At 74.3% G+C, this 14,393-nt stretch carries 11 protein-coding genes; all 11 read left to right on the forward strand.

The annotated features are described in order from the left end of the window. The first annotated feature begins 114 nt into the window (after window positions 1-114). On the forward strand, window positions 115-1,407 hold the full coding sequence (locus IF30_RS0102540; protein WP_030231261.1) for an ABC transporter substrate-binding protein: 1,293 nt from the start codon (window positions 115-117) through the stop codon (window positions 1,405-1,407). After that, window positions 1,404-2,300 carry a carbohydrate ABC transporter permease gene (locus IF30_RS0102545; RefSeq protein WP_030231263.1) on the forward strand — a complete coding sequence of 299 codons (897 nt, stop codon included), beginning with the start codon at window positions 1,404-1,406 and terminating at the stop codon, window positions 2,298-2,300. Before IF30_RS0102540 ends, IF30_RS0102545 begins: the two co-directional genes overlap by 4 nt. A 22-nt stretch (window positions 2,301-2,322) precedes the next feature. After that, a complete protein-coding gene (locus IF30_RS0102550) occupies window positions 2,323-3,141 on the forward strand; it encodes a carbohydrate ABC transporter permease (RefSeq protein WP_030231266.1) in 819 nt (272 codons plus the stop codon). An 86-nt stretch (window positions 3,142-3,227) separates the two neighbouring features. After that, the gene (locus IF30_RS0102555) at window positions 3,228-5,591 is read left to right on the forward strand and encodes a beta-glucosidase (protein WP_078891104.1); all 2,364 of its coding nucleotides are present in this window, start codon (window positions 3,228-3,230) and stop codon (window positions 5,589-5,591) included. A gap of 122 nt (window positions 5,592-5,713) precedes the next feature. Further along, window positions 5,714-8,290: a SpoIIE family protein phosphatase gene (locus tag IF30_RS0102560; protein ID WP_030231271.1), complete on the forward strand. Its 2,577-nt coding sequence runs from the start codon at window positions 5,714-5,716 to the stop codon at window positions 8,288-8,290. A gap of 157 nt (window positions 8,291-8,447) precedes the next feature. Next, a complete protein-coding gene (locus IF30_RS0102565; RefSeq protein ID WP_030231274.1) occupies window positions 8,448-9,152 on the forward strand; it encodes a FadR/GntR family transcriptional regulator in 705 nt (234 codons plus the stop codon). Window positions 9,153-9,279: 127 nt separating this feature from the next. Beyond that, window positions 9,280-10,158 (forward strand): amidohydrolase family protein, encoded by an 879-nt coding sequence (locus tag IF30_RS0102570; RefSeq protein ID WP_037898702.1) that lies wholly within the window; start codon window positions 9,280-9,282, stop codon window positions 10,156-10,158. After that, a complete protein-coding gene (gene larA, locus IF30_RS0102575; RefSeq protein ID WP_030231279.1) occupies window positions 10,155-11,444 on the forward strand; it encodes a nickel-dependent lactate racemase in 1,290 nt (429 codons plus the stop codon). The genes IF30_RS0102570 and larA overlap by 4 nt, the downstream gene beginning before the upstream one ends. Window positions 11,445-11,542: 98 nt before the next feature. Further along, entirely contained in the window at window positions 11,543-12,283 is a 741-nt protein-coding gene (gene larB, locus IF30_RS0102580; RefSeq protein WP_078891072.1) for a nickel pincer cofactor biosynthesis protein LarB, read from the forward strand. After that, window positions 12,280-13,476 (forward strand): nickel pincer cofactor biosynthesis protein LarC, encoded by a 1,197-nt coding sequence (larC, locus tag IF30_RS0102585; protein WP_037898706.1) that lies wholly within the window; start codon window positions 12,280-12,282, stop codon window positions 13,474-13,476. The genes larB and larC overlap by 4 nt, the downstream gene beginning before the upstream one ends. Beyond that, window positions 13,473-14,336 (forward strand): ATP-dependent sacrificial sulfur transferase LarE, encoded by an 864-nt coding sequence (gene larE / locus IF30_RS0102590; protein ID WP_199807800.1) that lies wholly within the window; start codon window positions 13,473-13,475, stop codon window positions 14,334-14,336. The genes larC and larE overlap by 4 nt, the downstream gene beginning before the upstream one ends. The last annotated feature ends 57 nt before the right edge of the window (window positions 14,337-14,393 follow it).

A 14,393-nucleotide genomic window follows, 5' to 3' on the forward strand; every position in this document is an offset into this window, starting at 1 on the left:
CGCCGGGCCGGAACAGATCCCGCCGGAACCCTTGACGGGAGGCAGGGACGGTCCTAGGTTTCCCACAACATTCGGTAATTTGCTCGAAACTTTCGCTATCGAGGGTGGCAGGGTATGCGATTGAGATTCGCCGCGATCACCGCGGCCAGCGCGCTCCTCCTGGGTACGACCGCCGCCTGCGGATCCGGCGACACGTCCTCCGACTCCGGCTCCGGGACGATCCACGTGCTGGTCTACGGTGACGCAGCCAACAAGGTCGAAAAGCAGATCGTCGAGACCTTCAACAAGACCTCCAAGGTCAAGGCGGTGCTCGACACCGTCCCCGGCGCGGACTACCAGCAGAAGCTGCAGACCGTGATCAACACCCCGCGGGCCCCCGACGTCTTCTTCAACTGGGGCGGCGGCTCCATCCAGCCGTTCGTCAAGGCGGACCTGCTGCTCCCGCTGGACGACTTCATCGCCAAGGACCCGGGCCTGAAGGACAACTTCCTGCCCTCGGTGTTCAACTCCGCGGTGGTGGACGGCAAACCGTACGGCGTGCCGATGCGCGGCACCCAGCCGGTGCTGCTGTTCCACAACAAGAAGGTGCTCGCGGACGCCGGCCTCACCCCGCCCAGGACCTGGGACGAACTCCTCGACGCCACCAAGGCGTTGAAGGCCAAGGGCATCACCCCGATCGCGCTCGGCGGCGGCGACCAGTGGCCCACCCTGATGTGGTTCGAGTACCTGTACGACCGGATCGCCGGCCCCGGCCTGTTCCAGCGGGCGCTGGGCGGCGACCGCGAGGCCTGGGCGGGCGAGGACAGCCGCAAGGCGCTGGCCGCCCTCAAGCAGCTGGTCGACGCCGGGGCCTTCGGGACCAACGCCGACTCCGTGAAGTTCACCGACGGCGGCTCCCCGGCCCTGGTCGCCAAGGGCAAGGCAGCCTTCGAGCTGATGGGCTCCTGGTACTACTCCACCCAGCAGGACGCCAACCCCGACTTCGCCGCCTCCGGCCTCGGCTACACCGGCTTCCCCGCCCTGAGCGGCGGCAAGGGCGACCCGGCCGCCGTGGTCGGCAACACCAACAACTTCTACTCGGTGCTGAAGAAGACCAAGCACCCGGAGGCCGCCGCGGCCTTCCTCAAGCTGATGTACTCCGACGACTTCGTGAAGGCCCAGCTCGCCATCGGGAACCTGCCGACCACCACCAGCACGGCCGGCTTCCTCGACCTCTCGGCCAGTCCCGCGTACTCCAAGGCCCAGTACGAACTGGTCAAGGCCGCGCCCTCGTTCCAGCTCTCCTGGGACCAGGCCTACCCGCCGAGCGCCATGACCCCGATGCACACGGCCGTCCAGCAGTTCTTCGACGGCCGGATCGACGCCGACGGCTTCGTCAAGGCCATGCAGGCCTTGCCCACCTCATGACGCGCCGCACGGGGCCCGGCACGGGGGTGACCCGCCCGGGCTTCGTCTGGGCGGCACCCGCGGCGGTGTTCTTCGCGCTGTTCGCCGTCCTGCCGCTGCTGCTGGTCGTCGTGCTCTCCTTCACCAGCTGGGACGGCATCGGCGAGCCGCGCTTCAACGGCCTGGCCAACTGGACCGCCCTGATCCACGACCCGGTGATGGTCCAGTCCGTCTGGACCACCCTGCTGCTCACCGGGCTCGGCGTGGCGGCCCAGACGCCGATCAGCATCCTGCTCGGCGTCTGGGCCGCCGGGAAGCAGCGCAACCGGGCCGTGCTCTCGGCGATCTACTTCGTGCCGCTGCTGCTCTCGGCGACCGCCGTGTCGGTGGTGTGGCGGGCCGTCCTCGACCCCAACTTCGGCGTGCCCGCCCAGCTCACCTGGCTGTTCGGCGACGGCAACCTGCTCGGCAGCAGGAGCGGCGCGATCGGGGTGCTGACCTTCGTCGGCGTGTGGCAGTTCACCCCGCTGCACGCGCTGATCTACCAGGGCGGCGCCCGGGCCATCCCGCAGGTGCTCTACCAGGCGGCGGCCGTCGACGGGGCGGGCACCGTCCGCCAGTTCTTCCACATCACCCTGCCGCAGCTGCGCAACACCATCATCACCTCGGTGATCCTGATGGTGGTCGGCGGCCTGACCACCTTCGACACGGTCCTGATCCTCACCCAGGGCGGCCCCGGCACGGACACCACCGTCACCGCCTACTACATGTACCAGAAGGCCTTCAAGGGCTTCGACTTCGGCACCGGATCGGCCATCGCGCTGGTCCTGGTGGTGGTCGCCACCCTGATCTCGCTCGCGGTCGTCCGGATCTCCGGCTACGACCGGATGCGCGGCACGGCGGAGGGCCTGTGACACGAGAGACGGAGGGCCCGTGATGCGCCGGCGCCCCAACCACCTGGCCGGGATCGGCTCCCTGGTGTGGCTGCTGCTGGTCGGCCTGCCGCTGTACGTGCTGCTGATCGCGACCTTCCGCACCCGCTCCGACTACTCCACCGAGGGCCCGCTGGCGCTGCCCGCCCAGTGGACCCTGCAGAACTACCTGACCGACCTCTCCAACGGCTTCGGCCGGGACTTCCTCAACACCCTGACCGTCACCGTCGGCGTCGTCGCCATCGTGCTGCTGGTCGTCCCACCGCTGGCCTACGCCATCGTGCGCGCCCGCGGCCGGGCCACCGGCTGGGTGTTCCGGCTGTTCCTGCTGGGCCTGGCTATCCCCGCCCAGGCGGTGATCGTGCCGATGTTCTACGTCATCAGCAAGACCGGCCTGTACGACCACCTGATCGGCGTCATCCTCCCGACCGCCGCCTTCTGCCTGCCGGTCTGCACCCTCGTCCTGACCGGCGCGATGCGCGACATCAGCCCCGAGCTGTACGAGGCCATGGCGGTGGACGGCGCCTCCCCGGCACGGGTGTTCCGCCGGCTGGTGCTGCCGCTGTCCAAGGGCGGACTGTCCTCGATCGTGGTCTTCGCCGCCCTCCAGGCCTGGAACGGCTTCCTCTTCCCGCTGATCCTCACCCAGTCCGACTCCACCAAGGTCGTGACCCTCGGCCTGTACGAGTTCCAGACCGAACACGGCGTGGACGTGCCCGGACTGCTCAGCGCCGTGGTGCTCTCCATGCTCCCCGTCTTCGTCGTCTACCTGTTCGCCCGCCGGGCCCTGGTCCAGGGCCTGATGGGAGTGGGAGGAAAGTGAACGACCGCCGCAAACCCGAGCCCGTGCCCGCCTGGCGGGACACCGCCCTGACCCCGGAGGCCAGGGCGGACGCCCTGATCGCGGAGATGACCCTGCGCGAGAAGACCGCGCAGCTGGTCGGCGTCTGGGTGGGCGCCAGCGACGAGGGCGGCGAAGTCGCCCCGCACCAGCACGAGATGGAACAGCCGCCCGACCTCGACACCCTCCTCCCGCACGGGCTCGGCCAGTTGACCCGGCCGTTCGGCACCGCCCCGGTCGACCCGGCGCTCGGCGCGCTCTCCCTGCTGCGCACCCAGCGGCGGATCGCCGCCGCCAACCGCTTCGGCATCCCCGCCCTGGCCCACGAGGAGTGCCTGGCCGGCTTCGCCGCCTGGGGTGCCACCGCCTACCCGGTGCCGCTGTCCTGGGGCGCCACCTTCAACCCGGAGCTGGTCCGGACGATGGCCGCCGCCATCGGGCGCGACCTGCGGTCCGTCGGCGTGCACCAGGGCCTCGCCCCGGTCCTCGACGTGGTCCGCGACGCCCGCTGGGGGCGGGTCGAGGAGACCATCGGCGAGGACCCGTACCTGGTCGGCACCGTCGCCACCGCCTACGTGCGGGGCCTGGAGTCGGCCGGGATCGTCGCCACCCTCAAGCACTTCGCCGGGTACTCGGCCTCCCGCGCCGGCCGCAACCTCGCCCCCGTCTCGATGGGCCCGCGCGAGCGCGCCGACGTCATCCTGCCGCCCTTCGAGATGGCCGTCCGCGAGGGCCGCCCCGGCTCGGTCATGCACGCCTACACCGACACCGACGGCCTGCCCTCCGCCGCCGACGGGGCCCTGCTCACCGGACTGCTCCGGGACACGTGGGGATTCACCGGAACGGTCGTCGCCGACTACTTCGGCATCGCCTTCCTCAAGGCCCTGCACGGTGTGGCGGAGGACTGGTCCGCCGCCGCGGCCCTGGCCCTGGACAGCGGAGTCGACGTCGAGCTGCCGACCGTGAAGACCTTCGGGCAGCCGCTGCTCGACGCCGTCGCGGCGGGCACCGTGCCGGAGGAGCTGATCGACCGGGCGCTGCGCCGCGTCCTCGCGCAGAAGGCCCGGCTGGGGCTGCTGGACCCGGACTGGAGCCCGGTGCCGGCCGCCCTCGCCGACGTTCTCACGGCCGCCGACGCCGACGCCGACGCCGGTGCCGCTGCTGCCCCCGGTGCCGATGCCGCCGACCCGGGCGACCCCGAGGCACTGCGCGGCCTGGTCGACCTCGACCGGCCCGCCAACCGCGCCATCGCCGCCGAACTCGCCGAGCAGGCCGTGGTCCTGCTGCACAACGACGGCCTGCTGCCGCTGCGCAGCCCCGCCCGGATCGCGCTGATCGGCCCGAACGCCGACGAACCCACCGCCGTGCTCGGCTGCTACTCCTTCCCCGTGCACGTCGGCTCCCAGCACCCGAAGACGCCGCTCGGCATCGAACTCCCCACCCTGCGCGAGGCGTTGGCCGCCGAGTTCCCCGGCAGCGAACTGCGGACGGCGCGCGGCGTGACGGTCGACGGCGACGACACCGACGGCATCGCGGAGGCGGTCCTGGCCGCCCGGCAGGCCGACGTCGTGGTACTCGCCCTCGGCGACCGGGCCGGACTCTTCGGGCGCGGCACCAGCGGCGAGGGCTGCGACGCCGCCTCACTCGAACTCCCGGGCAGACAGGCACAATTGCTGGACGCCCTACTGGACACCGGCACACCGGTGGCGGTCACCCTGCTGGCCGGCCGGCCGTACGCGCTCGGGCGCGCCACCACCGAGGCGGCGGGGATCGTCCAGTGCTTCTTCCCCGGCGAGGAGGGCACCCGGGCACTCGCCGGTGTGCTCAGCGGGCGGATCAACCCGTCCGGACGGCTGCCGGTCTCCATCCCCGCGCACCCCGCCGTCCAGCCGTCCACCTACCTGGCCGCGCGGCTGGCCCAGGCCGGCGACGTCTCCAGCACCGACCCGACACCCGCCTTCGGCTTCGGGCACGGGCTCGGCTACAGCGAGTTCGCCTGGTCGGGCCTCGCGGCGGACGTGACCGAGACCGGCACCGACGGCGAGTTCCACCTCGCCTTCGAGGTGCGCAACACCGGCGCGCGGCCGGGCACGGACGTCGTGCAGCTCTACCTGCACGACCCGGTGGCCAGTGTGGTGCAGCCGGTGCAGCGGCTGATCGGCTACCGGCGGATCCCGCTGGACCCCGGAGCCCGCTGCCGGGTCGAGCTGACCCTCCCCGCCGACCTGGCCTCCTTCACCGGCCGCGACGGCCGGCGGATCGTCGAACCCGGCGCGCTCGAACTGCGGATCTCCGCCTCCAGCACCGACGCCCGCCTCACCGTGCCGCTGCGCCTCACCGGCCCGGCCCGCCCGCTCGACCACACCCGCCGACTCCACCCGACCGTGCGTCTGCGGGACCTCCCACCAGAGCCCCGGCCCGTGGACCGCTGAGCGGACGGCCCCCGCCACCCCCGCTCGACCGGGGCGCGGGGGGTGGGGGCCGGATCTACGCTGGAACCAGGCGCCGGAATCCCGTTCCGGCGCGGACGGCTGCCCGGACGGAGGCGTGGCACGTGGATTCGGCCGGCAATCAGGACGCACCCACGGCCGTCGTCGTGATCGACCAGGACGGCAGGGTGAGCGGCTGGAGCGAAGGCGGGCGGCTGCTGCTGGGCTGGACGGCCGAGGAGACCGTCGGACGACCGGTGACCGACCTGCTGATCGACCCCCCGCCCGGGTTCCCCGACGGCGGCCTCCCCACGAGCAGCATCGCCCCGAGCGGCCTCCCCGCGAGCAGCATTCCCCCGAGTGGCCTCCCCGAGGGCGGCATTCCCGACGGCAGCCCCCCGCCGGGCGGCCTCCCCGAGGGCGGTCCGCCGGAGGGCACCGGCACCGACCCCCTGGGCCTGATCACCCTGCGTCACCGGGACGGCTCCACGGTGGACGCCGTGGTCACGGCACACGCCCTGCACGGCGCCGGCGGCCGGGTGCTGGGCCGCGTCGTCACCGTCCAGCGCTGGGGGCGCCGCCCGGTGATCGCCGACCGCGCCTTCGAGCAGTGCCCCTTCGCGCTCGGCGTCTACGACCCCGAGCTGCGGTTCCTCTGGGTGAACGCCGCCGCCTGCCGGGTGATGGCGCACTCGGAGGGCCAGGTGCTCGGCGAGAAGTACCGCGAGCTGTTCCCGGAGCTGGACGACAAGGCGTACACCAACCAGTTGTCCGAGGTGGCCCGGACGGGCGAACCCGCCCGCCTGATCACCATCTTCCGGCCGCTGGGCAGCGCCTACGCCAACGCCTGGGCCACCAGCATGTGGCCCGTCCGGGACGCGGAGGGCACCGTCCGCGCGGTCGCCAACTGGGGATTCGACATGAGCGCCGAGTACTGGGCCCGGCAGCGCCTGCTCATCCTCAACGAGGCCAGCAGCGGCATCGGCCGGACGCTCGACGTGGTCAGCACCGCCCAGGAACTCGCCGCGACCCCGGTGCCGGGCTTCGCCGACCTCGTCACCGTCGACCTCTTCGACGAGGTGCTGCGCGGCGAGGAGCCGCCGCTGGCCGCCGCGTTCGCCGTCGCCGGGACGATCGTGCTCGGCCGGGCCGCCCGGCACGACGCGAAGGCGCCCGCCGAGCGGCGGTCCGGGCCCCCGACACCGGTCCACTACGCCTCCGGATCCATCGCCGCCCGCTGCATGGTCACCGGCCGGTCCATGGTGCAGCTCGCCGCCGCACCCGACCAGGGCGGCGAATGGGCCTTCGGCCCCGGGCTCGCCGCCGACCCCGCCCACTGGCCGCCGGGCACCCCGCTGATCGACCAGTCCATCGCCGCCCAGGGCCTGACCGGCCGGATCACCGTGCCGCTGCTGGCCCGCGGCGCCCTGCTCGGCGTCGTCGTCTTCGCCCGCCGGGACCGCCCCGAGGCCTTCACCGCCGACGACCTGATCCTCGCCGAGGAACTGGCCGCCAAGGCCGCCGTCGCCATCGACAACGCCCGCCGCTACACGCTCGAACACACGACCGCACTGACCCTGCAGCGCAGCCTGCTCCCGCAGCGGCTCCCCAGCCACGAGGCGGTCGAGGCGGCCTCCGGCTACCTGCCCGCCGGGGCCGGCGCGGGCGTCGGCGGCGACTGGTTCGACGTCATCCCGCTGTCCGGCGCCCGCGTCGCCCTGGTCGTCGGCGACGTCGTCGGCCACGGCCTGCACGCCTCGGCCAGCATGGGCAGGCTGCGCACGGCCGTCCGCACCCTGGCCGACGTGGACCTGCCGCCGGACGAACTGCTGACCCACCTGGACGACCTGGTCCTCCACCTCCCCGGCGACCACCGGCTCGAAAACGGCTACGAGACGACCGGCGAAGCCGGAGCCACCTGCCTGTACGCCGTGTACGACCCGGTGTCCCGGCGCTGCGCACTGGCGAGCGCGGGCCACCCGCTGCCGCTGGTCATCCTGCCGGACGGCACCAGCACCCCGGTCCTCGCGCAGCCGGGGCCGCCGCTCGGCATCGGCGGACTGCCGTTCGAGGCAGCCGAGTTCGAGCTGCCCGAGGGCAGCCTGCTCGCCCTCTACACCGACGGGCTGGTGGGGAACCGGGGCCACGACGCCGAGCAGGGGACCGCCGAACTGCTCAAGATCCTGACCAGGCCGGACACTTCGGCCGGCGCCTCGCCGGCCGCCTCCCTGCAGGCGCTCTGTGACGCGGTGATGGACACCATGCTCCCCGACCACCGCACCGACGACGCCGCCCTGCTGCTCGCCCGCACCCGCGCGCTGGACCCCGACCACGTCGCCGACTGGGACATCGAGCCGGACTTCGCCCAGGTGGCGCGCGCCCGGCAGCTGGTCGCCGACCAACTGGTCGCCTGGGGCCTGGAGGCGGCGGCGTTCGTCACCGAGCTGGTCGTCAGCGAGCTGGTCACCAACGCCATCAAGTACGGGGAGCCGCCGATCAGGCTGCGGCTGATCCGCAACGCCTCGCTGATCTGCGAGGTGTCCGACGCCAGCGACACCACCCCGCACCTGCGCCGGGCCCGGGCCTTCGACGAGGGCGGCCGGGGCCTGATGCTCGTCGCCCAGCTCACCCAGGGCTGGGGCACCCGGCACGGCACCAACGGCAAGACGATCTGGTGCGCGCAGACCATCGGTCTGATGTAGCCGGCGTCCTCCGCCCGCCGTTCGACCGCATACATGGGATGGATCGGCAGGGGTGGGCGGGGTCGGTCCGGCCGAAGTGCCAGTTCACGCCGGGTTCCTGACGGGCAAAACCATCGGACGCCTTCCCGGACATGGGATCACCTGCTACCTTGGCGCCGTGTCGTTGACTGACAAGGCCATCGCCCGAATCCGCCGGATGATCCGGGACGGTGAGCTTCCCCCGGGATCGAAACTGCCCCCCGAGCAGCAGCTCGCGGCCGACCTCGGCCTGTCCCGGAACCTGATGCGCGAGGCGGTCAAGACGCTCGTCGTCGCCCGGGTCCTGGAGATCCGGCGCGGCGACGGCACCTATGTGACCAGCCTGGCGCCCGGCCTGCTGCTGGAAGGACTGGGCGGCGCCGTCGAACTGCTGCAGGGCGACACCGTCCTGGAGCTCACCGAGGTGCGCAGGCTCTTCGAGCCGGCCGCCACCGGGCTCGCCGCCGCCCGCATCACCGACGAGGACCTCGCCGAGGTGGGGCGGCAACTGTCGGCCATGCGGGACGCCCGCGACGACGTGGAACGCCTCACCCACCACGACGCGGCCTTCCACCGGGCGGTGATCCGCGCCACCGGCAACGAGACCCTGGCCACGCTGCTGGAGCACATCTCCGGCCGCACCCTGAGCGCCCGGATCCGGCGCGGACAGGTCGACGCCGAGGCCGCCGAGCGCACCATCGCCGAGCACGAGGCGATCCACGACGCCCTCGCGGCCCGCGACAGCACCCTCGCCCAGGCCGCCGCCCTGATGCACGTCCACACCACCGAGCGATGGCTCCGCGACCAGCTGGCCAGGGGAGAGCGGATCCCCGTCGGGCCGTAGGGCCGGCCCGCAGCCCGTCAGCCCCGCACCGCCCCGGCCCGCAGCCCGCCCGGGGCGGAGCCGGTCCGGGGCGGAGCCGTCTCCGTACCCGACGCACCGTCAACCCCCGAGTGAGGAGCGATCCCGCGTGAGAGTCGACGCGCACCACCACGTGTGGGAGCTGGGCCGTCGCCCGCAGACCTGGCTGGACACGCCGGAGACGGCCGCCATCCGGCGTGACTTCGGCCCGGCGGACCTCGCCCCCCACACCCGGGCGGCGGGCATCGAACGCACGGTACTGGTACAGGTCCTGCCGGACCTCGCGGAGACCCGGGAGTTCCTCGCCCTGGCCGCCGCCGAACCGTCGGTCGCCGGCGTCGTCGGCTGGGCCGACCTCACCTCGCCCGGGATCGCCGACACCCTCGCCGAGCTGCGGCAGGGGCCGGGCGGCGACCGGCTCGTCGGCATCCGCCACCTGGTCCAGGGCGAGGCCGACCCGGCCTGGCTCACCCGTGCCGACGTGCGGCGCGCCCTGCGCGCGGTCGGCGACGCCGGGCTCTGCTACGACCTGCTCGTCGTGCCCCACCAACTCCCCGCCGCCATCGAGGCCGTGCGCGGTCTGCCGGGCCTGCAGTTCGTGCTGGACCACCTCGCCAAGCCGCCGGTCGCGAGCGGCGAACTGGAACCGTGGGCCGGACGGCTGCGCGAACTGGCCCGCGAGCCCAACGTCTCCTGCAAGCTCTCCGGCCTGGTCACGGAAGCCCCCCGCGACGGCTGGACCGTCGCCGGTCTGCGCCCCTACACCGAGACCGCCCTCGACGCCTTCGGGCCCGACCGCGTCATGTTCGGCTCCGACTGGCCGGTCTGCCTGTTGGCCGCCACGTACGAACAAGTCGTCGACGCCGCCGAGGAGTTGACGAGCGGCCTGGCAGCGCACGAGCGCGCCCGGGTCTTCGGCGGGACGGCGGCCCGGGTCTACGGGCTGTCCGACCCCGCGCCGACCGGCCCGGGGGAGGAGCCGATATGAAGGTCCGCCTCGCCTACGGTGAGACCGGGCTCGACATCGACGTCGACCCGGCCGTCACCACCGTCGTGGAGCCGCTGCACCACCCCGGCGCCGCCGACGAGAGTGCCGCCCTCAGGGACGCGCTGCGCCGCCCGGTCGCCGGCCCCCCGCTGCGCGAGCGGGTCAGGCCGGGGCAGACGGTGGCCATCTCCGCCTGCGACGGCACCCGGCCGCAGCCGCGCCGACTGATGATCCCGGCCGTCCTGGCCGAACTCGACGGGATCGTCCGGCCGGAGGACGTGGTGATCCTGGTGGCCACCGGCACGCACCGGGGCAACGACCCGGACGAGCTGCGGCGGATGTTCGGCGACGAGGTGGTCGACCGGATCCGGATCGTCAACCACGACGCGCGCGACGAGTCGCAGCTGGTGTGGATGGGCCACTGGGGCGACGGCGTGCCGGTCCGGCTCAACCGGGCCTGGGTCGAGGCGGACGTCAGGATCACCACCGGCTTCGTCGAACCGCACTTCTTCGCGGGCTTCTCCGGCGGCCCCAAGCTGGTGGCGCCGGGCCTGGCGGGGCTGGAGACGGTGCTCGTCCTGCACGACGCGAAGCGCATCGGCGACCCCCGGGCGACCTGGGGCACCACCCACGGCAACCCCGTCCACGACGACGTCCGCGCGATCGCGGAGGGCACCGGCGTCGACTTCGCACTCGACGTCGTCCTCAACCGCGACCACCGCATCGTGGAGGCCTTCGGCGGCGACCTGCCGGCGATGCACGCGGCGGCCACCGCGGCCGCCCGCCGCCTCGCGATGCGGCCCGTCGACCACCGCTTCGACGTGGTGGTCACCACCAACGCCGGCCACCCCCTCGACCAGAACCTCTACCAGGCGGTCAAGGGCATGTCGGCCGCCCACACGGTGGTCCGGCCCGGCGGACTCGTGGTCTGCGCGGCCGAGTGCCGCGACGGCTTCCCCGACCACGGCTCCTACCGCGAGGTCCTGGCCTCCGCCGCCTCCCCGCAGGCCCTGCTCGCGGACATCGCGGCCAGGCCGGTGACGGTGCCCGACCAGTGGCAGGTGCAGGTCCAGGCGCGGATCCAGTCCTCCTGCCGGGTGGTGATGCACACCTCCCACCTCAGCGACGCCGAACTGGCGACCGCCCACCTGGAGCAGACCGCCGACATCTCGGCGACGGTGGCCGAGGCGGTCGCCGCCGCCGGGCCGGACGCCCGGGTGTGCGTCCTGCCCGAGGGGCCCATGACGATCCCCTACCTGCGGGCCGGCCGGGAGACCGCGACCTGACCCGCGCCCCTGACCGGCACCCGACCCGCGCCCGGCGCCCGGCCGCCCACCGCCGCCCCCGGCCCCGCCCGGCAGCCCCCCGTGAGGAGCAGAGCCGCATGGATCCCACCCGCCCGGACCCCTCGCCCAGGGATCCCGTCCCCCCGGAACCCGTCCCCGCGGACCCGACCCGCGTCCACGACCTCGGCTTCGCCCAGGTGGACATCGGCCGCGAACAGCGGCAGGGCCTGCCCGAGGCCGTGTACGGGCCCGGCAAGACGCCCGACCAGATCCGCACCATCGCCGCCGAACTGCTGCGCGCCAACTCCGGTCCCGTCCTGGTCACCCGGGTGGGCGCCGAGACCGCCGCCGACGTGCTCGGCCACCTGCCCGGAGGCTCCTACGACGCCACGGCCGGCCTGCTGGTCTGGCGCCCCGCCGAGCCGAACGGCTTCGCCCTGACCGTGGTCTCCGCCGGGACCTCCGACTGGCCGGTGGCCGCGGAGGCCGCCGCCGTGGCCGGGGCCGTCGGGCTGGAGGTCACCACCGTGCACGACGTCGGCGTGGCCGGGCTGCAGCGGGTCCTCCGCGTCCGGGACCAGCTCCGGGAGAGCGACGCGGTCGTCGTGGTGGCGGGCATGGAGGGCGCCCTGGCCAGCGTCGTCGGCGGCCTGGTCGGCTGCCCGGTGATCGCCGTGCCGGTCTCGACGGGGTACGGCGCGTCCTTCGCCGGCGTGACCGCCCTGCTGGCCATGCACGCCTCCTGCGCGGCCGGCATCACCGTGGTCAACATCGACTCGGGCTTCGGCGCGGCGATGGCCGCGTACCGCCTCTCCCGGGTGGGGAGCCGACGCCCGTGATCTGCTGGATCAACCCGTTCACCGGCATCGCGGGCGACATGCTCCTCGGCGCCCTGCTCGACGCCGGGGCACCGCTGGACGAGGTGCGCGCCTCGATCACCGCGACCGGCCTCACCGGCTGGGAACTCGACGCCGAGCGGGTGAGCGCGCACGGCCTGGCCGCGACCGCCGCCCGGGTACGGGTCACCGACACCGCCACCGAGCGCAAGGCCGCCGAACTCCTGGAACTGGCCGCCGCGGCCCGCCCCGAGCCCGTGGCCGCGCTCGGCACCGCGGCGCTCACCGCGATCGCCCGCGCCGAAGGCCGCCTGCACGGCACCGACCCCGCCGACGTGCACCTGCACGAACTCGGCGGCCACGACGCCCTGGTGGACATCGTCGGCGTCGCCGCCGCCCTGCACGCCCTCGGCGTCACGGACGTGGTCTGCGCACCCCTGCCGCTCGGCACCGGCCGGGTCCGGGCCGGGCACGGACTGCTGCCCTGCCCGGCCCCCGCGACCCTGGCACTCCTCGAAGGCGCCGCGGTGACCGGCACCGACCTGCGCGGGGAGACCGTCACACCGACCGGTGCGGCACTGCTCCGGGCCGCCGGCACCCGCTACGGCCCGCCGCCGCCCATGACCCCCGTGGCGACGGGCTACGGCGCCGGCACGCGCACGCTCGCCGACCGGCCGAACGTCGTGGCCGTCACCCTGGGCCGCCCGCTGCCCCCGCCGCCGGACGCGGACCCGGCGGTCGAGACCGTCGTCACCCTGGAGACCAACCTCGACGACGTCACGGGCGAGACCATCGCCCACACCATCGTGCGGGCCCTCGCGGAAGGCGCGCTCGACGCCTGGACGACGGCGGCCGTGATGAAGAAGGGCCGGCCCGCGCAGGTGCTGCACGTCCTGGCCCGACCGGAGGCCGTCGACCGGCTCCGCGCCGTGGTGCTCACCGAGACGGGGACGCTCGGCGTCCGCCAGACCGTCCAGACCCGCGTCGCCGTGCCCCGGCGGATCCACACCGTCGAGGTCGGGGGCCTGGCCGTCCGGGTCAAGCAGGGCCCCTTCGGCTCCAAGACCGAGCACGACGACGCCGCGGCCGTGGCCGGCCGCACCGGCCTGCCCCTGCGCGTCGTCGCCGAGCGGGCGCGGCGGCTGGCCGAGGCGGAGCACCCCGACGCTTCGACGCAGGAAGGCGGCACACCGTGAACGGCGGACCGGGGACGGACGACCGGAGCCCGGAGCAGGCCGACGCCCTGCTGGCGGCCGTACGCGCGCTCGGCCCCCTCGCCGTCGCCTACTCCGGCGGCGTGGACTCCGCCCTCGTGCTGGCGGCCGGCGTGCGCGCGCTGGGGCCCGACGGCGTGCTCGCCGTGACGGCGGTCTCGGCGAGCCTCGCCTCCGGTGAACTCGACGCGGCCCGCGCCCTCGCCGACTCCCTCGGCGTGGCGCACCTGGCGCCCCGCACCGACGAGTTGAACCGCCCCGGCTACCGGGCCAACGGCCGGGACCGCTGCTACTTCTGCAAGTCCGAGGTCCTCGACACCATCGCCGCCGTCGCCCGCGAGCACGGCTTCCACCGGCTCGCCACCGGCACCAACGCCGACGACGCGGCCGACCCCTTCCGGCCGGGCATCCGGGCCGGGCACGAGCGGGACGTCCGCACGCCGCTGCGGGACACCGGCCTCGGCAAGGCGGACGTACGGGCCGTCAGCCGGCTGTGGGCGCTGCCGACCTGGGACAAGCCGGCCACGCCCTGCCTGGCCAGCCGGATCCGTTACGGCATCCCCGTCACCGGCCACCGGCTGGCCCGCGTCGACCGGGCCGAGACGGCGGTGCGCCGGGCGCTCGACCGGGCCGGACTGCGGTCCGGGCAGCTGCGGGTGCGCGACCTCGGCGACCGCGTCCGCATCGAACTCGACGCCGAACTGGTGGCCGCGGCGGCCCGGCTCACCTCCCTGGCGGACGCCGTGGCCGAGGCCGGTTTCGCCGCGACGCCCGTCGTGATCGACGGCTTCGCCTCCGGCCGGCTCAACCACGAGCCGCGCCCCGCCACCGGGGAGGGCTGACATGCCGCCCGCCCCTCCCGGACGACGCCCGCCCGGGCACCGACCGGACGACCGCCC

It is taken from the genome of Streptomyces sp. NRRL S-350, assembly GCF_000719705.1.
GTDB lineage: Bacteria > Actinomycetota > Actinomycetes > Streptomycetales > Streptomycetaceae > Kitasatospora.